Below are 22,574 nucleotides of genomic sequence, written 5' to 3' on the forward strand. Positions count from 1 at the left end.
GCCGGGATGATCCGTGAACGCAGACGAGCGCCCGACCCCGGAAGGGCGGACGCTCGAGTGGGAAGAGGCGCGAGCCTACTTCTTGTTGCGACGCTGGTGGCGAGTCTTGCGAAGCAGCTTGCGGTGCTTCTTCTTCGCCATACGCTTGCGACGCTTCTTGATGACAGAACCCACGAAGACCTCACAACGTTCAGGGGGTCGACCGCCCGACGGGCGGCCGCTTACGAAAAACTGGCTCCCGCGAGCTTACACGACCCGGGGCTCCACCGTTTCCGGCTCCTCGGCGCCCCTCACTTGCGGATGCGCAGCGCCTCCGCCACCTTCGTCGCTCCCTCGCTGACGCCCCGCTGGATGTCCTGCACCACGGTGCTGACCTGGTGGGTGCGCTCGGCGAGCGCCCGACCCAGCGACTCCGCCCGGGCCGCGGTCGGAGCGTCGAGCAGGGCGCCGGCCGCCTCGTCCTCGGCGAGGAAGGGCAGCAGCCAGTCCTCGACCTCCGCCAGCGGCGCGTACTCGAGCGCGTAGAAGCGGTGCTGTCCGCTCTCGCGCACCGTGACGAGGCCGGTCTCGCGCAGCACCTTGAGGTGCTTGGAGACGGTCGGCTGGCTCAGCTCGAGGCGCGCCACGATCCGCGACACGCTCATGCCCTCGGCCGAGCCGTCCCGCCGCTGCTCGAGCAGCAGGGCGAGGATGTCCCGGCGGGTCCCGTCCGCGATCACCCCGAAGATGTCAGCCATGCGCCCAGGCTAGTCAGCGCCCCGGGGGCCCGGCACCGAGCGGGTAGCATGGCCGCGATCGAGTGGAGGATCCGCCGTGGTGGTTCGGCAGCAGTTCCGCAGCCCCGTGGGCGTCTCGCCCGTCTCCCCCTGGTCGGGGTTCGAGCGGGCCCGCGACCTCATCGACGACTTCGCCGGACGCTCGCCGTCCCGCTTCGCGATCCTCATCTTCTCGGCGCTCGTGCTCGTCTTCACCCTGCTGTTCTCGCTGCCGGTGTCGAGCACCACGGGCACCGTCACTCCGCTGCACGACGCCTTCTTCACCGCGATGTCGGTGATCTGCGTGACCGGCCTCGCGACGGTCGACATGGCGACGCACTGGTCGGCGTTCGGCCACTCGATCATCTTCGTCGGCGTGAACATCGGCGCTCTGGGAGTGCTGACGCTCGCCTCGATCATGGGCCTGGCGATCTCGCGCCGCCTCGGGCTCCGGGCGAAGCTCATGGTCGCCAGCGACTCGAACCCGCTGCGGATCCACTCCGGCCCCGTCGCCGAGGGCCAGGCCGTGCGCCTGGGTGAGATCGGCGGACTGCTCGCCACCGTCGCGATCAGCGCCGCCGCGATCGAGATCATCGTCGCGCTGCTGCTGTTCCCGCGGATGCTGATCGACGGGATCCCGATCGGCGAGGCCGTCTGGCACTCCTTCTACTACTCCGCGATGGCGTTCACGAACACCGGCTTCGCCCCGAACGCCGCGGGACTCACCCCCTTCGAGGACGACTACTGGTTCCTCGGCATCCTGATGCTCGGCGTCTTCCTCGGCTCGATCGGCTTCCCCGTCATCTACGCCTTCTCCCGCGGCTGGCGGCGCCCGCGCAAGTGGTCGGTGCACGTGAAGCTGACGCTGGTCACCTCCGTGATCCTGCTCGTCGCCGGGGCCGTCCTCTACATCGTGCTCGAGTTCGACAATCCGAGGACCTTCGGCAGCCTCGATGCGGGAGACACCGTCTTCCAGTCCTTCTTCCTCTCGACGATGACGCGGTCGGGCGGCTTCTCGACGATCTCGGTCCCCGACCTCAACGGCTCGAGCCTGCTCGTGACGGACATGCTGATGTTCATCGGCGGAGGTTCGGCCTCCACGGCCGGCGGGATCAAGGTCACGACCCTCGCGATCCTGTTCCTGGCCGCGTTCGCCGAGGCCCGAGGCAACAACGACATGGAGGCGTTCGGCCGCCGGATCCCGAACGACGTCCTCCGCCTGGCCGTCTCGGTCGTGCTGTGGGGCGCGACGACGGTCGCCGTGTCGAGCGTCCTGATCCTGCACATCACCAAGGCCTCGCTCGACCACGTGCTCTTCGACGTGATCTCGGCCTTCGCGACCTCCGGGCTCTCGACGGGGCTCACCGCGGAGCTGCCGCCGTCCGGGGTCTACATCCTGGCGCTGACGATGTTCATGGGCCGCGTTGGTACCGTGACTCTCGCCGCCGCGCTCGCCGCGAGCCAGCGGAGGCAGTTGTTCAGACGACCGGAAGAGAGGCCCATCGTTGGTTGACCGCATCAGGTACGACGCCCCGGTGCTGGTGATCGGCCTCGGGCGCTTCGGAGCCGCCACGGCCGGCCAGCTCGACCGCCTCGACCGCGAGGTCCTCGCCATCGACGCCGACGCCGGTCTCGTGCAGAAGTGGTCGGAGCGGGTCACCCACGCGGTGCAGGCCGACGCCCGCTCGCTCGACGCCCTCGCGCAGATCGGCGCGCAGGACTTCCAGGTCGCCGTCGTCGCGGTCGGCTCCTCCATCGAGGCGTCCGTGCTGATCACCGCGAACCTCGTCGACCTCAAGATCCCGCAGATCTGGGCGAAGGCGATCTCGCGCTCGCACGGCAAGATCCTCGAGCGGATCGGCGCGAACCACGTGATCTACCCCGAGGCGGAGGCGGGCGAGCGCGTCGCGCACCTGGTCTCGGGCCGCATGCTCGACTTCATCGAGTTCGACGACGACTTCGTGCTCGCGAAGATGTACCCGCCCAAGCCGATCCGGGGGCTGACGCTCACGGAGTCGGGCGTGCGCCGCAAGCACCGCGTGACCGTCGTCGGCGTCAAGAGCCCGGGCAAGCCCTTCACCTACGCGACCGAGCAGACCGTCGTCTCGAACCACGACCTCATCGTGGTCAGCGGCACCCCCAGCGACATCGAGCGCTTCGCGGCCCTCGGCTCCTGACCCGCGCCCCCTCCCTCCTCCTGTTCTGCGGGATGCCGCTCCGGTACGCCCGCTCCGGCGTGTCGCGTACCCGAGCGGCGTCTCGCGGAGAGGAGGGCGGAGTCAGGAGGCGGCGAGCTCGCGGGCGCGGGCCAGCGCGGCGTCGGTCGCCCGCGTGAAGAGGGCGGCGAGGTCGGCCTCCTGCAGGACCGCGACGGCCCGCTCGGTGGTGCCCTTCGGGCTCGTGACCCGTCGGCGCAGCTCCGCGGGCTCCTCGCCGGAGTCTGCGAGCAGCTCGGCCGCGCCGCGGAACGTGCCGACCACCATCGTCGACGCCTGCTCCGGAGCGAAGCCCTTCGCGACAGCGGCCGCGACGAGCTCCTCGATCAGCAGGAACACGTAGGCGGGACCCGAGCCGGAGATCGTCGAGAGCGCGTCGAGCTGCGACTCCGGCACCTCGACCACCTCGCCGACCGTCTCGAACAGGCGGCGCACGAGCGCCAGGTCCTCGTCGCCGGACCGCGTGCCCGCGCTGAGGCCGGTGACGGCGCGGCCCACGACCGCGGGAGTGTTCGGCATCGAGCGGAGCACGGCGACGGACGCGGGCAGGTGCCGCTCGAACGTGGCCGCGGTCACGCCGGCGGCGACGGAGACGACGACCGCGCCCGGGGCGAGCGCGTCGGCGATCTCGTCGAGCAGGTCCGGCACCATGTGCGGCTTGACGGCAACGAGCACGATCGCCGCGCCCTCGACCGCGCGCCGGTTGGCCTCCGGGTCGTCCGCGGTGGCGAAGGCGGTGACCACCGGGTGGCCGTCCCACGCGGCGGCCTTCGCGGAGTCGCGGTTGGTCACCCGCACGCCCCCCTCGACGCGGACGCCGGGAGCCAGCAGGCCCTGGAGGATCGCACCCCCCATCGAGCCGAGGCCGAGGACGGCGATGGACGGGAGCAGGACGGGCGCGTCGGTCACGCCGCTCATCCTACGAAGAGCCCGCGGCAAGGGGGTCCGGGTGCGGTCCGGCGCCTCGTAGGATGGCCCGACCATCCAGCGGCGAGCCCGAGGAGACCACGTGAGCGCATCCGGAGGCGGCACCGCGATCATCGCGGCGCTCGCGGCCAACCTCGGCATCGCCCTGACGAAGTTCGTCGCCTGGTTCTTCTCCGGATCCGCCTCCATGCTCGCCGAGGGCGTGCACTCGCTCGCCGACTCCGGCAATCAGCTGCTCCTGCTGCTCGGCGGCCGCAAGTCGCGGAAGGCCGCCGACGAGGAGCACCCGTTCGGCTACGGGCGCGAGCGCTACGTCTACGCCTTCGTGGTGTCGATCATCCTGTTCTCGGTCGGCGGCGTCTTCTCGCTCTACGAGGGCATCGAGAAGATCGCCGAGCCGCACGAGCTCGAGAACGCCTGGCTGCCGATCCTGGTCCTCGTGATCTCGATCTGCCTCGAGGGCTACTCGCTGCGCACCGGAGTGAAGGAGTCGAACCGCGTCCGCGGCTCGCAGTCCTGGTTCCAGTTCATCCGCCGGGCGAAGGCGCCGGAGCTGCCGGTCGTGCTCCTCGAGGACGTCGCCGCGCTCACCGGTCTGACGTTCGCGCTGCTCGGAGTCGGGCTGACCGTGATCACCGGCGACTCGGTCTACGACGCGATCGGAACGATCATGATCGGCACCCTGCTGATCGTGGTGGCGATCGTGCTGGGCGTCGAGACGAAGAGCCTGCTGGTCGGAGAGGGGGCGACTCCCGCCGACGCCGCCTCGATCCGCGCCGCGCTCGAGGCCGGGCGCGACGTCGAGCGCGTCATCCACATGCGCACGCTCTACCTCGGACCGGACGAGATCCTCGTGGCCGCGAAGCTCGCCTTCCCGGCCGCCGAGACCCTCGAGCACGTGGCCGCCGGGATCGACGCCGCGGAGAAGCGGATCCGCGAGGCCGTCCCGGCCGCCACCACGATCTACCTCGAGCCCGACGTCGACCGCGGACGCGCGGGATCGGTGGCGGCCCGTCCGGCCGTGACGGAGGCGGAAGGGACGGTCGCTCCGGCTGCCGCAGCTCCGCCCGCCGCCTCCCCGCCGGCCGCGCCGCACGGGAGCGCCTGAGATGCGCCGGGCCCTGGCGATCGTCAACGAGCGCGGTGCCGGGCTCGGCGCGCTCGAGCCGATGCTGACCGAGCGGGGGTTCGCCGTCGACGCCGTCGCAGGGACGGACCTCGACGCGATCGACATCCTCGCCCCCGACCTCGTCGTCACGCTCGGCTCCAGCGCCGGCGTCTACGAGACCTCGCGGCACCCCTTCATCAGCCCCGAGATCGCGCTCCTGCAGGACCGGATGCACCACCGCCGTCCCACGCTCGGCGTCTGCTTCGGAGCGCAGCTGATCGCGACCGCCCTGGGCGAGTCCGTCCATCCCGGATCGGCCCGCGAGGTCGGCTTCCGCCCGGTCGTGCTCACGGAGGAGGGCGCCGGCTCACCGCTCCGGCACCTCTCCGGCGTCGACGTGATGCAGTGGCACGGCGACACCTTCGCGCTGCCGAGCGGAGCGGCGCTGCTGGCGTCGTCGACGACCGGCGAGGTGCAGGCGTTCGCCGTGGAGGACTGGCTCCTCGGCGTGCAGTTCCACCCCGAGCTGACCGGCACGATGGCCGCGCAGTGGCTCGAGGGCGACGGGGAGTGGGCAGGAGCGGCGGGCTACGACGCCGCCGTGCTCGCCGACGACGTCGCGGCGGAGCGCTTCGAGCGGATGCACGCGGCGACGCGGCTCGCGCTGACGGAGTGGCTGGGCGCTCCGAGCTGAGGGGTTCGGCGGCGCTCGGCGTCAGCGGCGCTCGGCGTCAGCGGCGCTCGGCGTCAGCGGCGGTCGGCGTCAGCGCCGGTCGGCGAAGAAGTCGAGCAGGAGCCGCGAGCTCTCCGCGGCGCGGACCCCGGGGTACACCTCGACCACGTGGTTGTGCCGGCGGTCGCGGAGGAGGTCGTGCACGGATCCGGAGGCGCCCGCCTTCTCGTCCCACGCGCCGAAGACGACGCGGTCGATCCGCGCCGCCAGGATCGCTCCGGCGCAGAGCACGCACGGCTCGAGCGTGACCACCAGCGTGCAGCCCTCGAGATGCCAGTCGCCGCGAGCCTCGGCCGCCGCGCGGATCGCGACCACCTCGGCGTGCGCCGTCGGATCCCGCCGCAGCTCGCGCTCGTTGCGCCCGAGCCCGAGCACCGCACCCTCCGAGTCGAGGACCACCGCGCCCACGGGGACGTCGCCCCAGCCCGCGGCCCGCCGCGCCTCGTCGAGCGCCAGGCCCATCCACTCCTCGGAGCGGCGGGGGACGCGGAGATCGCTGTCGCGCATCGCTCCCCCTCCTGCGGCGGCCCGCTGCGGCCGGTGGGGCGCCGCTCCGGCCAGTAGATTGAGCTTATGCGCGTCCACGTAGCCGACCACCCGCTGATCACCCACAAGCTCACCGTGCTGCGTGACAAGCGCACCCCCTCCCCCACCTTCCGGCAGCTCGCCGAGGAGCTGATGACGCTCCTCGCCTACGAGGCCACCCGCGGCGTCCGCACCCGCACCGTCACCATCGAGACCCCCGTGACGCAGACCACCGGCCTCGCGCTCAGCGACCCGCAGCCGCTGGTCGTCCCGATCCTCCGGGCCGGCCTCGGGATGCTCGAGGGCATGGTCAAGCTCATCCCGACCGCCGAGGTCGGCTTCCTGGGCATGGCACGCAACGAGGAGACGCTCGAGCCGACCACGTACGCGGAGCGCCTGCCCGACGACCTGTCGAACCGCCAGTGCTTCGTCCTCGACCCGATGCTCGCGACCGGCGGCTCACTCGTCGCGGCCATCCAGTTCCTCTTCGACCGGGGAGCGGTCGACGTCACCGCCGTCTGCCTGCTCGCCGCCCCCGAGGGCCTGGCCGCCGTCGAGAAGGCCTTCGGCGACCGCGACGTGACCATCGTCCTCGGCTCCCTCGACGAGAAGCTCAACGAGCTCGGCTACATCGTCCCCGGCCTCGGCGACGCGGGCGACCGCCTCTACGGCCTCGCGGGCTGAGCCCGCCGGCCCCCGGACGAGCGGGCCCCGCGTCGGGCCCCGGAACAGGGAGCCCCGCTGAGCCGTGCCGGTCGGAGGGCGCAGCGAGGGTCTCGACACCCCACCGCGACCGTCCGGCAAAGCCCGTCCTGCTGATCGAGCAGCCCGCGCAGCGGGCGCAGCTGGATCCCCCGTCACGGCGCGCGCCTCCTCCCGAGCACCGGAACCACCCCCGACGCGCCGTCCATCCCCACGGAAGTGTTGACGCCGTGCACCGGCCTCCGCTTTACTGACGGACATGACTGACACCCTGCACGCCCCGACCTCCCTCGAGGCCATCGGGAATGCCGGCATGATGATGGCCGGTGGCCCCGTCATGTGCTGTCGAATGTGTGCATGAGGAACTGACCTCGCCGGATCCCCGCACCGCCTCCGCCCGCTGATCGTCACGATCGGCTGGGCGTCCGAGGCGCGGACGATCCCCTGGATGCCCCGCATCCGTCTCTGCCGCCACCGCGCACCGCGGGCCGGCTCGATCGCGCACACCCGGATCCGCTCCCTCGGACACTCGTCCCGGATCCGACCAGCCAAGGACTCGTCATGACCCTCCTCCACACCCGCACCGTCCCCGCCGCCACCTCCACCGAGGCGCCCCGCCTCCAGCCGGTCGCCGACGCCGCGCCCGCAGCACCCCGCCTCCGCGCCGTCCCCCAGGGCACCGAGGCCCGCGGCTTCGCCCTCTACGTCGGCATCGACGAGGCCAAGGCCCGCGCCGCCGGAGTCGACCTCGGCCGCCTGGTCGAGGAGCTCAAGCGCGTCACGGCGCAGCTCGCCCCCGACGCCGAGACGTACGCCTCCGTCGCCCTGGCCCCGCAGGGCGCCGGCGGCCGCGACGTGGACGTGGTCCGCCTCGCGCTGCAGGACCCGGCCGCCGTCGCCAAGCGCCGCTCCGACGCCGAGCCCGACCCCGACCGTGCACCCGGCGGCGTCGTCATCGACATCTCCCGCAAGCGCGTCATCCTCGACGACGAGACCACCCCCCTCACCTACAAGGAGTTCGAGCTCCTCCAGTACCTCGTGCTCCGCGAGGGCCGCACCATCGAGCGCGCCGAGCTCATCGCCTCGCTCTGGGGCGCCGCGGACGACGACGCGCCGAACGAGCGCACCATCGACGTCCACGTCCGCCGCCTCCGCGCCAAGCTCGGCCGCTACGAGGAGATCGTGCGCACCGTCCGGGGAGTCGGCTACCGCTTCGACCGCCACGCCGACGTCGCCATCCGCTACGCGTCGACGCCGTCGCCGGATCTGTTCTGAACTGTGAGGAGAGCGCTTGCGCTCTCCTCACCGCGGTCGGCTTCGCGAGGGGTCGCGATTCGGAGAGCGGGTCGCGACCGGCTAGCGGGAAACGCTGACACGCGTTCCCCGCGTTCGCCTCGAGGGCGGAACGTCCTCTCGACCTCGACGGATGTGCGCGACCGCTCCTCACACGTGGAGGGCTGCTCGACGGCCCGCTGCGTGGTCGAAGCCGTGGCGGGGCGGGTCGCGCCTCGCGGGGCAGGACGACGGGGCCGGGCCGCGTCGGCGGGGGACGAGGGCAGGGGGTGCTCGTCGTGTCCGTCGACGGTCAGGGATGGGCTGCGGTTCGGTGCGGACGTCGGAGGCAGCAGACGGGGCGTCCTGGGTCAGGAGAGAGTCGTGCGGAGCGCGGGCGGGCGCGGCGACGGGCGGGGCGGGGCGGCTCAGGGAGGATTCAGGAAAGAGAGGGTTGCGTCGTTACCGGGTCGTTATATAGTTCAAGTGCGTCGACCGTTTGCTGTGGCGGGAAGCGCGAGAAGTGATTGCAGGACACTCTTGGTGCAAGGGAATGAAGGCCGGCCGCTCGCCTCAGCGGCCGGCCTTCTGTCGTTCCCCCGGCCCCCTTCCTCCGACTCCCCTCCTCCCAGCACCCCGGCGTAGGCTGTACGGCGTCTGGATGTCAGGGAACCGCTTCCTGAGTGCCGTGAAGGAGGACCAGTGGGGTCGAGAGAGGCCGTCGCCGCCTGGGAGTCGCTCTTCCGCGCCCAGGTCCAGGTGATGCGCACCCTGAGCACCGAGTTCCCCTCGCGGGAGATCTCGATGAACGAGTACGACGTGCTCTTCAACCTCACCCGGCAGCCCGGTCGGCGCGCACGGCTGCGCGACCTGAACCGGCACGTCCTCCTGACGCAGCCCAGCGTCAGCAGGCTGATCGACCGGCTCGCCGCCCGCGGCTGCGTCGAGAAGAGCGAGGATCCGGCGGACGCCCGCGGCACGATCATCGCGATCACCGACGAGGGCTACGCGCTCTTCCGCCGCGTCGCGCTCACCCACATGAGGACCATCTCGGAGCAGGTCGGCGGCGTCCTCGACGAGGACGAGCTGAAGCAGCTGACCGCGCTCTGCGACAAGCTCCGCGACGGCATCGCCTCCTCCTGATCCGTCCCCGCTACCACGGGCCGCAGCGACCGGCCAGGTCTTCGCCGCGGCGCGGGACTCGCGGATCATGGGGGTCACCATGAGTGACACCTCCCCCACCCTCGTCTGGCTCCGCGACGACCTGCGCCTGGCCGACAACCCCGCTCTGCGCGCCGCGATCGACCGTGGCGGCCCCGTCGCGGTCTGCTACGTGCTCGACGAGGAGTCGGCGGGCATCCGTCCGCTCGGGGGCGCCTCCCGCTGGTGGCTGCACGGCAGCCTCGCCGCCCTCGCCGCCGACCTGCGCGAGCACGGCGCCCCGCTGATCCTGCGCCGCGGGCCGGCCGAGGCCGTCGTCCTCCAGCTCGCCGAGGAGATCGGCGCCGGAGCCGTGCACTGGAACCGCCGCTACGGGAGGGCCGAGCGCACCGTCGACGCGGCGGTGAAGGAATCGCTCCGCAACGGCGGCCTCGAGGCCGAGAGCCACCAGGGCTCGCTGATGTTCGAGCCGTGGACCGTGCAGACCGGCGCCGGCGGCCCCTACTCCGTCTACACGCCCTTCGCCCGCGCCTGCCGCGCCAAGCCGACGCCGCGCGCGCCGCTCCCCCGCCCCCGCTCGCTCGACGGCGTCACGGGAGACATCGCCTCCGACTCCCTCGACGACTGGGAGCTGCTCCCCACGCGTCCCGACTGGGCGGGAGGGCTGCGCGAGCGCTGGGTCCCCGGCGAGAGGGCGGCGGCCGACCGGCTGCGCGCGTTCCTCGCGGAGCAGCTCGACGACTACGCCGACGGCCGCGACCGGCCGGCGGAGGACGCCACCTCGAACCTCTCCCCGCACCTGAGGTGGGGCGAGATCAGCCCCTTCCAGGTGTGGCACGCCCTGGAGGAGGCGCACGCGAAGGGCCTGCACCGCGGCGACGGCAGCGACCGGTTCCTCTCCGAGGTGCTCTGGCGCGAGTTCTGCTACCACCTTCTGTTCCACTGGCCGGATCTGGCGACCGCGAACTTCGACACCCGGTTCGACTCCTTCCCGTGGGGACGCCCCGGCCAGGAGGCGATCGACGCCTGGCACCAGGGGCGCACCGGCTACCCCCTGGTGGACGCCGGCATGCGCGAGCTCTGGAGCACCGGCTACATGCACAACCGGGTCCGGATGGTGGCCGCGTCGTTCCTGATCAAGAACCTGCTGGTCGACTGGCGGGTGGGCGAGGAGTGGTTCTGGGACACCCTGGTCGACGCGGACCCGGCGAGCAACGCCGCGAACTGGCAATGGGTCGCGGGCTCGGGAGCCGATGCGTCGCCGTTCTTCCGGGTCTTCAACCCGGTCACGCAGTCGAGGAAGTTCGACCCGGCCGGAGAGTACATCCGCCACAACGTGCCGGAGCTCGGCGGAGTCGAGGGCGCCGCCGTGCACGAGCCGTGGACGCTCGGGGACACGCTGACCGGAGGCGCGGACGGCTACCCGGCGCCCCTCGTCGACCTCAAGGAGACGCGGGCGCACGCGCTGGACGCCTTCGCGCAGATCAAGAGCGCCCCGCGCGACATCTCGCCGCGGGGCGACGACTGAGCGTCGCCGGCTAGACGCGTCCCGCCGGTCCGGTGGAGCGGCCGGACCCGGCGAGCGGGTCCTCCTCCCCGCCCTGATCGCGCAGATCGCGGGCCGGGATGCCGACGAGCACCGCTCCGTCGGGCGCGTCCTTCACCACGACGGCGTTCGCGCCCACGCTGACGTCGGATCCGAGCACGAGCGGGCCCAGGACGACCGCGCCGGCGCCGACGACCACCCGGTCGCCGAGCGTGGGGTGCCGACGCTCGCGCCGGGCCGACCTCCCGCCCAGCGTGACGGAGTGGTAGAGCATGCAGTCGTCGCCGATCCGCGCGGTCTCGCCGATGACGACGCCCATGCCGTGGTCGATGAACAGACGCCGGCCAATGGTCGCACCGGGGTGGATCTCCACTCCGGTCGCCGCGCGCGCCGCCTGGCTGAGCAGCCGGGCGGGCAGGCGGAGGCCCCGCCGCCACCAGGCGTGCGCGACGCGGTGCACCCAGACCGCGTGCACTCCCGGGTAGGAGAGGACGACCTCCACCGCGCTCCGGGCGGCGGGGTCGCGCTCCCGGGCGGTGCGGACGTCCTCGCGGAGCAGGGCGAGGAGCCCGGGACGCTCCGGTCCGGACGGGACGCGGCGCTCCGGCCGACCGTCGCGTCCGGAGCGGGGCGTCCCGCCTCGTCTCGAGGGGCTCAGCTGCGGAGGTCCTCGTACAGGACGGTCGAGATGTACCGCTCGCCGAAGTCGCAGACGATGGCGACGATGGTCTTCCCCGCGTTCTCGGGGCGCTTCGCGACCTCGAGCGCGGCCCACATGATCGAGCCGGAGGAGATGCCGCCGAGGATCCCCTCCTGCGCGGCCATCTCGCGGGCCACCCGCACGGAGTCGTCGAGCGTCACGTCGATGATCTCGTCGTAGACCTCGCGGTCGAGGATCGCGGGGACGAAGTTGGCGCCGATGCCCTGGATCTTGTGCGGACCGGCGGTGCCCTGGGTGAGGAGCGGGGAGTCGATCGGCTCCACTCCGATGATCTGCACACCGGGCTTGCGCTCCTTGAGCACCTGGCCGACTCCGGTGATGGTGCCGCCGGTGCCGATGCCGGCCACGAAGACGTCGACCTCGCCGTCGGTGTCCTCCCAGACCTCCTCCGCGGTGGTGCGGCGGTGCACCTCGGGGTTGGCGGCGTTCTCGAACTGGCGGGCGAGGATCGCGCCGGGGGTCTCGTCGACGATCGCGCGGGCGCGCTCGACCGCTCCGCGCATGCCCTCGCTGCCGGGGGTGAGCACGATCTCGGCTCCGTAGGCGCGGAGGAGGACCCGGCGCTCGACGGACATCGTCTCGGGCATCGTGAGGACGACCTTGTAGCCGCGGGCGGCACCCACCATCGCGAGCGCGATGCCGGTGTTGCCGCTCGTGCCCTCGACGATCGTCCCGCCGGGGTGCAGCTCGCCGGAGGCCTCGGCCGCGTCGATGATGGCGACGCCGATGCGGTCCTTCACGCTGTTCGCGGGGTTGTAGAACTCGAGCTTGGCGAGGACCGTCGCCTGGTCGGCGCCCTCCAGCCGGTTGATGCGGACGAGAGGGGTCCTGCCGACGAGCTGGGTCACGTCGTCGTGGATGCGTGCCATGGTGTGCGCTTTCTGCCGGGGCCGGCCGCCCGGGGCCCCGGAGCGGTGGGTGGAACGGGTGCTGCAGCGCCCCTCGGAGCGGCGCTCCCCCCACGATACGGATGCATCGACCCGAGGTCAGCACCCCGGACGCGCCCGCTCCTGCGCATCACCCGCCAGCTCCTGATCTCCACCGGGAGGAGGACGCCCCGCGGGCGCACCCGTCACGTACCATGAACCCGGGGGATCGCGCGACTGCTCGCGAGGCTTCTCGCCACCCTCCCTCACATCTCCGCGGCCCGGCGCCGCGTCGAAAGGACGACCGCTCCATGGCACTTCCCACTGCATCCCGCCGCTCCGTCCGGCCGCTCGGGATGTCGCTGCGGGCGGTCATGGGGTTCATCGGGATGAGCGCCGTGGCGGGCGTCCTGATCACCGTCGGCGTCACGCCGGCTCTCGCGCTGACGGGCCTGGCGACGAGCAACACGATCGGCATGTTCCAGAACCTGCCGGGCTACCTCGACGTGGGCCAGCTGATGCAGCGCACCAACGTCTACGCGAGCGACGGGACGACCCTCCTCGCCTCCGTGTACGACCAGAACCGCGTCGAGGTCGGCTGGGACGACGTCGCGCAGTCCGCGAAGGACGCGGCCGTCGCCGGCGAGGACCCGCGCTTCTACGAGCACGGCGGCATCGACCTCCAGGGCACGCTCCGGGCCATCGCCGTCACGCTCACGGGCGACGACCTGCAGGGCGGGTCGTCGATCACGCAGCAGTACGTGAAGAACGTCCTGGTGCAGAAGGCGGAGTCGATCACCGACGAGGCCGCGCGCGACAAGGCCTACCAGGAGGCGACGGACCCGACCCCCGAGCGCAAGCTCAAGGAGATGCGCCTCGCGATCGGCCTCGAGAAGGAGGCGTCGAAGGACGACATCCTGCTCGGCTACCTCAACATCGCCCTCTTCGGGGGCACCGTCTACGGCATCGAGGCCGCGGCGAACTACTACTACGGCATCCCCGCGAGCCAGCTCTCGACCTCGCAGGCGGCCGCGCTGCTGGCGATCGTGAACAACCCGGCGAAGTTCCGCTTCGACAACCCGGGCGACGAGGCGAACGGCGCCGCCAACGGCTACGCCGCCACCAAGGAGCGCCGCGACTACATCCTCTCGGAGGAGCTCAAGCACGGCCGGATCGACCAGGCCGCGCACGACGCCGCCGTCGCCGAGCCGATCACCCCGAACATCACGGAGCCCTCGACCGGCTGCACCACCGCCGGCAACGCCGCGTACTTCTGCGACTACGTGCTGAACGTCCTCCGCAACGACTCCGTCTTCGGGGCGACCGACGACGAGCGCTACCAGCGCATCCGCCAGGGCGGCTTCGACGTCGTGACGACCCTCGACCTCGACATCCAGCAGGTCTCGCAGGCGGCGCTCAACGCCTACATCCCCTCCGTCGACCCGCGCTTCCAGGTCGGCGCGACGGCCGCCTCCGTCGAGGCGAAGACGGGCCGCGTGCTCTCCATGGTGCAGAACACGCAGTACAGCCAGGACGAGCAGTTCCTCGCCGCGAACCCCGGCTACAGCGCGATCAACCTCAACGTCGACCTCAGCATGGGCGGCGGCTCCGGCGTGCAGACCGGATCGACCTACAAGGTGTTCACGCTGGCGCAGTGGCTGAAGGCGGGGCACACCGTCAACGAGTCGTTCGCCTCCCCCACCTCCGGCTTCAGCTCCTACCCCCAGAAGTGCAACGTCGAGGGCGACGGCGGCTACTACGGCAAGTTCTCGCCTCGCAACGACGACCCGTCGGAGGACGCGAGCTCGATGAGCGCGCTCGGCGCGACCACGAACTCGATCAACACCGGCTTCATGGGAATGGCGCAGCAGCTCGACCTCTGCGACATCCGCACCACCGCCGAGTCGTTCGGGATGCACCGCGCCGACGGCCGCGAGCTCGCCAACGGGCCGGCCTCGGTCCTCGGGACGAACGAGATCGCGCCCCTGACGGTGGCCAACGCCTACGCGGGGATCGCGAACGACGGCACGACCTGCTCGGCGATCGTCATCGATCGGATCACCGACAGCGAGGGCAACGCCGTCGCCGCCCCGGCATCGGCGTGCACGCCCTCCGTGTCGCCCGAGGTCGCCCGAGGGATGCAGTACGCGATGCAGCGGGTGATGACCTCCGGAACGGCCTACGCCTCGAACCCCTTCGACGGGATCGAGCACATCGGCAAGACGGGCACCACCGACGAGGCCGCCGACGTGTGGACGGCGGGCGCCAGCAAGGCCGCCTCCCTGGCGGTCTGGGTCGGCAGCATCAACGGCTTCGCCGACAACACCAAGCAGAACCTGCGCTTCATCAGCCTGACGGGCGAGAAGGGCACCATCCGCGCCTCCAACGCCCGGCACGCCATCTGGAAGCCGATCATGACGGCGCTCGACGAGAAGTACGGCGGCGACGACTTCACGGCACCGCCGGCCTCGATGCTCGCGTACTCGCCGCGATCGGCCGCGAACTCCGAGGTCCCCGACGTCACGGGCGAGACGGTCGAGAGCGCCACGGCGATCCTCACCGCCGCCGGTTTCGTCGTCGGGATGCACGAGTCGGTCGACTCCGCGACGATCCCTGAGGGCTCCGTCGTGTCGACGACGCCGAGCGCGGAGGAGACGGCGGTCGCCGGCGGGGTGATCCCCCTCCAGGTGAGCACGGGCAAGGCTCCGGCCAATCCGAACGACATCTCGGACCTGAACGGCGACCTGATCGAGTAGAGACGTCGCCCGTCCCGTGAAGGGGCCGATCCCTCCGGGGGCCGGCCCCCTCTGCTGTCGTGGCGCCGAGCCTGCGCGGGCGCCGTCGCGCCGACTCCGGGCGGACGGGCGTCCGGCGCGGCCGTGGCGCGCCTCGTCGGGGATGTCGCAGGCCTCGCCTAGGGTGCTGGTGCAGCGAGAGGATCCATCCTGAAGCGACCGAACGTCCCCGTCTTCCAGCCCCGTCGAACCGTCCACGGGGCTCTCGGCGCGCTGTTCGGATTCGTGATCGTCAGCGTCCTGGCGGGTCTGCTCGCCTCGCTCGTGGTCGCCCCCGCCGCCGCGCTCACCGGCGCGGCGACCTCCGGCACCATCTCGGCGTTCCAGTCCCTCCCGAGCTACCTCGAGGTCGGGCGCCTGATGCAGAAGAGCGACGTCTACGCGGGCGACCCGGACGATCCGACGCTGCTGGCCTCCTTCTACGACCAGAACCGGATCGAGGTCCCGGCCGACCGGATCGCCGACTCCGTGAAGGACGCGCTCGTCGCGAGCGAGGACCCGCGCTTCTACGACCACGGCGGGATCGACCTGCAGGGCACCCTCCGCGCCATCGCCAGCACCTACCTCCTCGACGGCGACACCCAGGGCGGCTCGTCGATCACGCAGCAGTACGTGAAGAACGTGCTGGTGCAGAAGGCCGAATCGATCCCGGACGAGGCGGACCGCGACCGCGCGTACGCGGAGGCGACGGCGACCACGGCCGAGCGCAAGCTCAAGGAGATGCGGCTCGCGATCGGGCTCGAGAAGGTGTCCTCGAAGGACGACATCCTCCTCGGCTACCTCAACATCGCGCTGTTCGGAGGCACCGTCTACGGCATCGAGGCCGCGGCGGAGTACTACTACGGCATCCCGGCGGCCGACCTCTCCCTCGCGCAGTCCGCCTCGCTCCTGGCGATCGTGAACAACCCCGAGAAGTTCCGCTTCGACCGACCGGACGACACGGCCAACGGCGAGGCGAACGGCTACGCGCAGACCCGGGAGCGGCGCGACTACATCCTCGACCGGATGCTCGAGACGGGGAGCATCGACCAGGCGGCGCACGACGCCGCGGCCGCCGAGGCGATCACCCCCGACATCACCCCGCCGTCCACCGGATGCCAGACGGCCGGCAGCGCGGCCTACTTCTGCGACTACGTGACCCACGTCCTCCGAGACGACCCGGCGCTCGGAGCGACCGACGACGAGCGCTACGCGGCGATCAAGCAGGGCGGCATCAAGGTCTACACGACGATCGATCTCGACCTGCAGAGGACCGCGCAGGAGCTGATGGACGAGCAGGTCCCCTCCTCCGATCCGCGCTTCGACGTCGGGGCGACGGCGGTCGCCGTCCAGAACGGCACCGGGCGCATCCTCACGATGGTGCAGAACAAGCGCTACAGCCAGGACCCGGACGTGATCGCGAGCGGGCCGGAGTTCTCGGCGATCAACCTCAACGTCGACGCGTCCGCGGGCGGCGGCAACGGCTTCCAGACCGGCTCCGCCTACAAGGTGTTCACGCTCGCCGAGTGGCTCGACCGCGGGCACACCCTGCTCGAGCAGTTCGACTCGAAGCAGAAGAACTGGACCGGCTTCGCCGACAGCTGCGAGGGCACCTGGGACTACGACTCCTACAACCCCAAGAACGCCGGCGACGGCGGCTACACCGACACCCAGACGGCGCTGTACTCGACGATCTACTCGCTGAACACGGGCTTCACCGGGATGTCGCACCTGCTCGACCAGTGCGAGATCCGCAAGCAGGCCGAGGCCTTCGGAGTGCACCGCGCGGACGGGACCGCGCTCGTGCAGTCGCCGGGAGCGGTCCTCGGCACCAACGAGATCGCACCGCTCACCATGGCGACCGCCTACTCCGGCATCGCCGAGAACGGCACGACCTGCACCCCCGTCGCGATCACGGCGATCGTCGGAGCCGACGGCCGCGAGATCGAGCCGGTGGAGACGACCTGCAGCCGGGCGGTGTCGTCGAGGGTCGCCTCGGCGATGCAGTACACGATGCTCAAGGTGACCGCCGAGGGCACGGGCGTCGAGGACGATCCGAAGAACGGCATCCAGCACATCACCAAGACGGGCACCACCGACAACTCCGCCGACACCTGGGCCATCGGGGCCTCGACCGAGACCTCCCTCGCGGTCTGGGTCGGCAGCATCTCGGCACGCGCGGACGGCTCGAGGGTGAACCTCGACTCGATCGACTTCGACAGCGGCTGGGCGCCCTCCGCACGCCACCGGATCTGGAAGCCGTTGATGACGGCGATCGACTCCCGCTACGGCGGCTCCGACTTCCCGCAGGCCGACCAGTCGCTCATCGCGGCGCCGCAGGTCACCGTGCCGGACCTGTCGGGCCGGACCAGCGACTCCGCCGCGCAGGCGCTGACCGCCGCAGGGCTCACACCCGGAGCGACGTCGCAGGTCGACTCCACGCAGCCGATGAACATCGTGGCCGGCACCGGTCCGGCCGCGGGCACCCGCGTGGACAAGGGCTCGGTGGTGGGCGTGCAGCTGAGCACGGGGAAGGCGCCGCCCGCTCCCGCTCCGGGCGGCTGACACCGCTGGACCGGGACGTCGCCCGTCGGCGAGGATCTGCGACGGGAACGGGTCAGGGGGGAACGGGTCAGGGAAGCCGGCCCAGGGCCCGACGGCTCCGGCGGGGAGGAGTCCGAACTCGACGAGCTCGTCGTCGGTGAGCAGTCGGCTGCGGATCATGAAGCGCTTGCCCTCGGGAGCTTCGACGCTGAAACCGCTGCCCCGTCCGTCGACGAGGTCGACGGTGAGGTGGGTGTGCTTCCAGTACTCGAACTGGGAGCGGGACATCCAGAAGTCGATCGGATCCAGGCCGTCGAGCCGGAGCGATTCGACGAGCACGTCCGAGGCGCCGGTGCGGAACATCCCGGCGGGGAAGCACATCGGGGAGCTGCCGTCGCAGCATCCGCCCGACTGGTGGAACATGAGCGGCCCGTGCAGCGCCGTCATCCGGCGGAGCATGCCGGCCGCCTCCGCAGTGACGTCGACCCTCGTGGAGGTCATGGTTTGTGCTCCTTCGCTCGTGGTGCGGAATGTCTATATGCGCCCGACCGCTGACGGCGGACGCTCCTCCGGGCGGCATCTCGATACGCCGCTGCGCGGACTACTCGATCAACATGAGGGGGCGCCCCCTCGTCCGATGCCTCGCCCGAAGAGCCGAGCACCGTTCTCCCGCGCGCCGCCAGGTGCCTCGCCCGCAGGGCCGAGCACCGTTCTCCCGCGCGCCGCCAGGTGCCTCGCCCGCAGGGCCGAGCACCGTTCTTCCGCGCGCCGCCAGGTGCCTCGCCCGAAGGGCCGAGCACCGAACGGCGGATCCGCGTGCCAGCGGATCCGTCTCGGTGCGAACGCTCCCCGCTCCTCCCCACCCGGCCACCTCCGCAAGCCGACCGCGGCACGGGCGACGATGAACGAGGAGCCCGTGCCAACCAGCACCGAACGGCGGATCCGCGTGCCAGCGGATCCGTCTCGGTGCGGACGCTCCCCGCTCCTCCCCACCCGGCCACGTCGGCGAGCCGACCGCGGCACGGGCGACGAGGAACGAGGAGCCCGTGCGAACCGACTCAGAAGAAGCCCATCGGTCCTTCCGCGTAGGAGACGAGGAGGTTCTTCGTCTGCTGGTAGTGGTCGAGCATCACCTTGTGGTTCTCGCGTCCGATGCCCGACTGCTTGTAGCCGCCGAACGCCGCGTGCGCGGGGTACTGGTGGTAGGTGTTCGACCAGACGCGGCCTGCTTCGATGGCCCGGCCTGCGCGGTAGAGCTGGGCGCCGTTGCGGCTCCACACTCCGGCGCCGAGGCCGTAGAGGGTGTCGTTGGCGATGCCGATCGCGTCGTCGAAGTCGTCGAAGGAGGTGAGGGCGAGGACGGGTCCGAAGATCTCCTCCTGGAAGATGCGCATCGAGTTGCGGCCCTCGAACACGGTCGGGTTGACGTAGTAGCCGCCGCTGAGCTCGCCGCCGAGGTCGGCGCGGTCGCCGCCGATGAGCAGCTTCGCCCCCTCCTGCTTGCCGATGTCCATGTAGGAGAGGATCTTCTCGAGCTGGTCGTTCGAGGCCTGGGCGCCGATCATCGTGGCGGTGTCGAGCGGGTTGCCCTGTTTGATCCGCTTGACCCGCTCGAGGCCGTCACCGACGAAGTCGTCGTAGATCGAGCGCTGCACGAGCGCCCGCGACGGACAGGTGCAGACCTCGCCCTGGTTGAGGGCGAAGAACGAGAAGCCCTCGAGCGCCTTGTCGTAGAAGGAGTCGCGTTCCGCGGCGACGTCGGCGAAGAACACGTTGGGGCTCTTGCCGCCCAGCTCCAGCGTCACCGGGATGAGGTTCTCGCTGGCGTACTGCATGATCAGGCGGCCGGTGGTCGTCTCGCCGGTGAAGGCGATCTTGCGGATGCGCGGGTGGGAGGCGAGCGGTGCGCCCGCTTCGAACCCGAATCCGTTGACGACGTTGAGCACGCCGGCGGGGATGAGGTCGCCGATCAGGTCGAGCAGCACGTGGATGGACGCCGGCGTCTGCTCGGCCGGCTTCAGCACCACGCAGTTGCCCGCGGCGAGCGCCGGCGCGAGCTTCCACACGGCCATCAGGATCGGGAAGTTCCAGGGGATGATCTGCCCGACCACGCCCAGCGGCTCGTGGAAGTGGTACGCGATCGTGTCGTGGTCGATCTCGGAGACGCCTCCCTCCTGCGCGCGGATCGCTCCGGCGAAGTAGCGGAAGTGGTCGATCGCGAGGGGGATGTCGGCGGCGAGGGTCTCGCGCACGGGCTTGCCGTTCTCCCACGTCTCGGCGACGGCGAGCAGCTCGAGGTTCGCCTCCATGCGGTCGGCGATCTTCAGGAGCATGTTCGAGCGCTCGGCGGGGCTGGTCTTCCCCCAGCTCGCGAACGCCTTCCAGCCCGCCTCGACGGCACGGTCGACGTCGGCGGCGGTGCCGCGGGCGATCTCGCAGAAGGGCTTCCCGGTGATCGGGGTGATGTTCTCGAAGTACTGGCCGCTCGCGGGGGCGACGTACTCGCCTCCGATGTAGTGGTCGTAGCGCGAGCGGAAGGAGGCGACGGATCCCTCCGTGCCTGGATTCGCGTAGACCGTGGAACCCGGCTCCTGCGGTGCCTGCTCGGCGACCTGGTCGGCGTACAGCGTCATGTGGACCTCCATCGACGTCGTTGTCGTGGGCGCGGGGTGGGCGCCCGGTCCTGACGCTACGTCGCGGGGGGTTGCACGACGTTGCACGGGTCGACGCACCGGCGGGAGCGGCGAGGACGGAGGCCGAACCGGCCGGGCGGAGACGCGGCCGCCCGAGGAGGACGGCCCCGCGACCCCGGACCTCAGACGCTCGCGAGCAGGCGCTGGGCGATCCGGCTCATGTAGACGCCGTAGGTCACCGTGGCCGCTGCGGCCCCCGCGCCGACCCAGGACCACACCTGCGGCCAGGCGGAGCCGTCGACGAGGACCACGACGACTCCGATCGCACCGACCAGCGTCGTCCAGGTGGCGAGCCAGAGGTCGAGGGTCCGGCCGAAGATCCTCGCCATCGGGTAGAAGTGCAGGCCCACGATCACGGCGATGGCCGGCACGAGGAACCGGTCGAGCCCGGTGCCGGTGAGGACGCCCACCGCGACACCGATCAGCACGCCCTCCGCGGCGAAGACCGCCCCGAAGAGCACGCCGTTCGGCTTCGCCGCGCGATCGGCGTCGGTGAGCTCCACCGCCATCCTCCGCCGGGCGACGAGGAGGCGGACGGCCTGCACGGCGAAGACCACGGCCGCGAGCGCGCAGACGGTCACGGCGGTCGTCGCCGCCGGTGCCGGCCAGCCGACCGTGGTGTCGCTCGCCCACCACATCGTGAAGACCGCCATCAGGAGCAGACCCCCCGCGACTCCGCTCGCGAGGGCCCGGGGAGGTGGTGCGAGGGTGCTCATGCGTCGAGGCTAGCGAGACGGCTCCGCGGCTGGACGCTCCGGCGGGAGTCCCGGGAGCGACCGGGACGGCTCAGCGCTGCTCCGCCTCGATCGTCTCGAGGTGCGCGGCGACACCGGCACGCCGCGGCGAGCGGGGCGGGAGGACGCGCAGGAGCTCCCGCCACACCTCCGCGTCGTCGCGGCCGTCGGGGCCCTCCGCCCAGGCGAGGAGGGTCGCGGGCGCCGCATCGGCGAGGACGCTCGCCCGCACCCGCAGGCGCAGCTCGCCGGCGATCGCCCGGATCCCCGGCGCCTCGGACGAGGGCAGCGGCGCGCCCCGGTAGGCGTCCAGGGCGAGGCGGTGGGAGCCGCGGTCGAGCAGGCCGAGCACCTGGCGGGCGTCGAGGTCGACCGGGCTCGCCAGGCGGTAGGGGCGCGAGAGGGGCACCAGGCGCGGGAGGGTCGGCTCGAGCGCGCGGCGCAGCCGCACCATCTCGGCGCGGACGGTGACCACCGCGTCGTCCCGGCCGTGGAGCAGGAGGGCGAGCTGCTCGGCCGAGAGCCCGGCCCGGTGCCAGGCGAGCAGGGTCAGGATCTCGGCGTGCCGGGTGCTCAGCTCGAGCGTCGCTCCGGCGGCCGTCACCAGGCCCGTCTCGCGCCCGAGGACCCGCAGGCTCGGCGCCCGGGCCGCCGCTGTGCTCCGTGCAGCGGGCCGCCGCGGGCGGAGGAGCCGCTGCACCATCAGCTCGCTCTCGACGGCGGCGGCGGTCGCCTCCATCAGCGGGAGGGTCTGCGGGGCGACGACGTCGGCACCGCCGGTGATGTCGATCACTCCGAGGATCTCGTGCGTCTCGGGGTCGTGCACGGGGACGGCGGTGCAGCTCCACGGGTGCACGAGCGAGGCGAAGTGCTCGGCGCCGTGGATCTGCACGCCGTGGTCGAGCACGAGGGCCGTCCCCGGCGCGGACGTCCCGACGTCGGGCTCGGCCCACGCGGCACCCTCGACGAACGACATCCCCTCGGCGAGGCTCTTGAGGTGCTGGTCCCCGTCGATCCAGAGCAGCCGCCCGAGCGCGTCGCCCACCGCGACGAGCACGCCGCTGTCCTCGTCGGCGTCGCGCACCAGCAGGCGGCGGATCACCGGGAGGACCGAGGCGAGCGGATGCCCGGTGCGGTACTCGCGGAGGTCGTCTCCCGAGAACGAGAGCGGTGCCGTCAGCCGGTCCGGATCGAGGCGCCGCCGCCGTGCGCGCTCCCACGACTCCTCGACCAGCGCGCGCCGCCGACCGCTGCCAGGGCGGGCCAGCCACGGGTTGGTCATGCGCTCCGCCTCGTC

19 protein-coding genes and 1 pseudogene are annotated in these 22,574 nt (G+C 71.8%); 10 read left to right on the forward strand and 10 right to left on the reverse strand.

The features are described from left to right. Positions 1 to 75: 75 nt before the first annotated feature. Both GTU71_RS09070 and GTU71_RS09075 read right to left on the reverse strand, forming a co-directional pair. On the reverse strand, positions 76 to 174 hold the full coding sequence (locus GTU71_RS09070; protein ID WP_003792170.1) for an AURKAIP1/COX24 domain-containing protein: 99 nt from the start codon (positions 172 to 174) through the stop codon (positions 76 to 78). A gap of 116 nt (positions 175 to 290) precedes the next feature. Beyond that, entirely contained in the window at positions 291 to 737 is a 447-nt protein-coding gene (locus tag GTU71_RS09075) for a metalloregulator ArsR/SmtB family transcription factor (protein ID WP_104224854.1), read from the reverse strand. Between the two features lie 160 nt (positions 738 to 897). Between GTU71_RS09075 and GTU71_RS09080 the strand changes: the two genes are divergently transcribed. Together GTU71_RS09080 and GTU71_RS09085 are read left to right on the forward strand one after the other, a co-directional pair. Beyond that, positions 898 to 2,268 (forward strand): potassium transporter TrkG, encoded by a 1,371-nt coding sequence (locus GTU71_RS09080; RefSeq protein WP_244229642.1) that lies wholly within the window; start codon positions 898 to 900, stop codon positions 2,266 to 2,268. Further along, a complete protein-coding gene (locus GTU71_RS09085; protein ID WP_068255410.1) occupies positions 2,261 to 2,932 on the forward strand; it encodes a TrkA family potassium uptake protein in 672 nt (223 codons plus the stop codon). Before GTU71_RS09080 ends, GTU71_RS09085 begins: the two co-directional genes overlap by 8 nt. 102 nt (positions 2,933 to 3,034) lie before the next feature. Here GTU71_RS09085 and proC read toward each other — a convergent pair whose 3' ends face one another. After that, a complete protein-coding gene (proC, locus tag GTU71_RS09090; RefSeq protein WP_279631236.1) occupies positions 3,035 to 3,880 on the reverse strand; it encodes a pyrroline-5-carboxylate reductase in 846 nt (281 codons plus the stop codon). A gap of 100 nt (positions 3,881 to 3,980) precedes the next feature. On the opposite strand from proC, the gene GTU71_RS09095 reads away from it, so the two are divergent. Next, positions 3,981 to 5,006, forward strand: a complete 1,026-nt coding sequence (locus GTU71_RS09095) for a cation diffusion facilitator family transporter (RefSeq protein WP_159939716.1) — start codon at positions 3,981 to 3,983, stop codon at positions 5,004 to 5,006. 1 nt (position 5,007) lies between these two features. Continuing rightward, the gene (locus GTU71_RS09100) at positions 5,008 to 5,700 is read left to right on the forward strand and encodes a gamma-glutamyl-gamma-aminobutyrate hydrolase family protein (RefSeq protein WP_159939717.1); all 693 of its coding nucleotides are present in this window, start codon (positions 5,008 to 5,010) and stop codon (positions 5,698 to 5,700) included. A 69-nt stretch (positions 5,701 to 5,769) separates the two neighbouring features. Here the strand turns inward: GTU71_RS09100 and GTU71_RS09105 are convergent, their stop codons facing one another. Next, positions 5,770 to 6,246 (reverse strand): nucleoside deaminase, encoded by a 477-nt coding sequence (locus GTU71_RS09105; RefSeq protein WP_104254860.1) that lies wholly within the window; start codon positions 6,244 to 6,246, stop codon positions 5,770 to 5,772. 66 nt (positions 6,247 to 6,312) lie between these two features. Between GTU71_RS09105 and upp the strand changes: the two genes are divergently transcribed. From upp to GTU71_RS09125, 4 genes are all read left to right on the forward strand, one after another. Beyond that, the gene (gene upp, locus GTU71_RS09110) at positions 6,313 to 6,948 is read left to right on the forward strand and encodes a uracil phosphoribosyltransferase (RefSeq protein WP_104224850.1); all 636 of its coding nucleotides are present in this window, start codon (positions 6,313 to 6,315) and stop codon (positions 6,946 to 6,948) included. A gap of 579 nt (positions 6,949 to 7,527) precedes the next feature. Continuing rightward, positions 7,528 to 8,241, forward strand: a complete 714-nt coding sequence (locus GTU71_RS09115; protein WP_159939718.1) for a winged helix-turn-helix domain-containing protein — start codon at positions 7,528 to 7,530, stop codon at positions 8,239 to 8,241. Between the two features lie 759 nt (positions 8,242 to 9,000). Continuing rightward, entirely contained in the window at positions 9,001 to 9,381 is a 381-nt protein-coding gene (locus GTU71_RS09120; protein ID WP_104247054.1) for a MarR family winged helix-turn-helix transcriptional regulator, read from the forward strand. Positions 9,382 to 9,460: 79 nt separating this feature from the next. Beyond that, on the forward strand, positions 9,461 to 10,927 hold the full coding sequence (locus GTU71_RS09125; RefSeq protein ID WP_159939719.1) for a deoxyribodipyrimidine photo-lyase: 1,467 nt from the start codon (positions 9,461 to 9,463) through the stop codon (positions 10,925 to 10,927). A 10-nt stretch (positions 10,928 to 10,937) separates the two neighbouring features. Here GTU71_RS09125 and epsC read toward each other — a convergent pair whose 3' ends face one another. Beyond that, positions 10,938 to 11,504 carry a serine O-acetyltransferase EpsC gene (gene epsC / locus GTU71_RS09130; RefSeq protein WP_104224204.1) on the reverse strand — a complete coding sequence of 189 codons (567 nt, stop codon included), beginning with the start codon at positions 11,502 to 11,504 and terminating at the stop codon, positions 10,938 to 10,940. A 95-nt stretch (positions 11,505 to 11,599) separates the two neighbouring features. Then, positions 11,600 to 12,535 (reverse strand): cysteine synthase A, encoded by a 936-nt coding sequence (gene cysK / locus GTU71_RS09135; protein ID WP_104237779.1) that lies wholly within the window; start codon positions 12,533 to 12,535, stop codon positions 11,600 to 11,602. 308 nt (positions 12,536 to 12,843) lie between these two features. Between cysK and GTU71_RS09140 the strand changes: the two genes are divergently transcribed. Together GTU71_RS09140 and GTU71_RS09145 are read left to right on the forward strand one after the other, a co-directional pair. Then, positions 12,844 to 15,288 (forward strand): penicillin-binding protein, encoded by a 2,445-nt coding sequence (locus GTU71_RS09140; RefSeq protein ID WP_159939720.1) that lies wholly within the window; start codon positions 12,844 to 12,846, stop codon positions 15,286 to 15,288. 264 nt (positions 15,289 to 15,552) lie between these two features. Continuing rightward, complete coding sequence (locus GTU71_RS09145; protein ID WP_159939721.1) at positions 15,553 to 17,871, forward strand: transglycosylase domain-containing protein; 2,319 nt, start codon at positions 15,553 to 15,555, stop codon at positions 17,869 to 17,871. Between the two features lie 108 nt (positions 17,872 to 17,979). Here the strand turns inward: GTU71_RS09145 and GTU71_RS09150 are convergent. The 4 genes and pseudogenes from GTU71_RS09150 to GTU71_RS09165 all read right to left on the reverse strand — a co-directional run. Then, positions 17,980 to 18,351, reverse strand: a pseudogene (locus GTU71_RS09150) (DUF779 domain-containing protein); the annotation flags it as partial. A 557-nt stretch (positions 18,352 to 18,908) separates the two neighbouring features. Continuing rightward, the gene (locus GTU71_RS09155; RefSeq protein WP_104233506.1) at positions 18,909 to 20,483 is read right to left on the reverse strand and encodes an aldehyde dehydrogenase family protein; all 1,575 of its coding nucleotides are present in this window, start codon (positions 20,481 to 20,483) and stop codon (positions 18,909 to 18,911) included. Positions 20,484 to 20,665: 182 nt separating this feature from the next. After that, positions 20,666 to 21,259 carry a hypothetical protein gene (locus GTU71_RS09160; protein WP_104233438.1) on the reverse strand — a complete coding sequence of 198 codons (594 nt, stop codon included), beginning with the start codon at positions 21,257 to 21,259 and terminating at the stop codon, positions 20,666 to 20,668. A gap of 70 nt (positions 21,260 to 21,329) precedes the next feature. After that, complete coding sequence (locus GTU71_RS09165) at positions 21,330 to 22,559, reverse strand: GAF domain-containing protein (protein WP_104224191.1); 1,230 nt, start codon at positions 22,557 to 22,559, stop codon at positions 21,330 to 21,332. Positions 22,560 to 22,574 lie beyond the last annotated feature (15 nt).

Source organism: Rathayibacter sp. VKM Ac-2762, assembly GCF_009866585.1.
Taxonomy (GTDB): domain Bacteria; phylum Actinomycetota; class Actinomycetes; order Actinomycetales; family Microbacteriaceae; genus Rathayibacter.

Excerpts from the sequence above, each read along its gene's own strand:
- GTU71_RS09140 (WP_159939720.1), top strand. The coding sequence starts at position 12,844 with ATGGCACTTCCCACTGCATCCCGCCGCTCCGTCCGGCCGCTCGGGATG.
- GTU71_RS09155 (WP_104233506.1), bottom strand. The coding sequence starts at position 20,483 with ATGACGCTGTACGCCGACCAGGTCGCCGAGCAGGCACCGCAGGAGCCG.
- GTU71_RS09165 (WP_104224191.1), bottom strand. The coding sequence starts at position 22,559 with ATGACCAACCCGTGGCTGGCCCGCCCTGGCAGCGGTCGGCGGCGCGCG.
- upp (WP_104224850.1), top strand. The coding sequence starts at position 6,313 with ATGCGCGTCCACGTAGCCGACCACCCGCTGATCACCCACAAGCTCACC.
- GTU71_RS09100 (WP_159939717.1), top strand. The coding sequence starts at position 5,008 with ATGCGCCGGGCCCTGGCGATCGTCAACGAGCGCGGTGCCGGGCTCGGC.
- cysK (WP_104237779.1), bottom strand. The coding sequence starts at position 12,535 with ATGGCACGCATCCACGACGACGTGACCCAGCTCGTCGGCAGGACCCCT.
- GTU71_RS09120 (WP_104247054.1), top strand. The coding sequence starts at position 9,001 with ATGCGCACCCTGAGCACCGAGTTCCCCTCGCGGGAGATCTCGATGAAC.
- GTU71_RS09105 (WP_104254860.1), bottom strand. The coding sequence starts at position 6,246 with ATGCGCGACAGCGATCTCCGCGTCCCCCGCCGCTCCGAGGAGTGGATG.
- GTU71_RS09125 (WP_159939719.1), top strand. The coding sequence starts at position 9,461 with ATGAGTGACACCTCCCCCACCCTCGTCTGGCTCCGCGACGACCTGCGC.
- GTU71_RS09115 (WP_159939718.1), top strand. The coding sequence starts at position 7,528 with ATGACCCTCCTCCACACCCGCACCGTCCCCGCCGCCACCTCCACCGAG.
- GTU71_RS09160 (WP_104233438.1), bottom strand. The coding sequence starts at position 21,259 with ATGAGCACCCTCGCACCACCTCCCCGGGCCCTCGCGAGCGGAGTCGCG.
- GTU71_RS09075 (WP_104224854.1), bottom strand. The coding sequence starts at position 737 with ATGGCTGACATCTTCGGGGTGATCGCGGACGGGACCCGCCGGGACATC.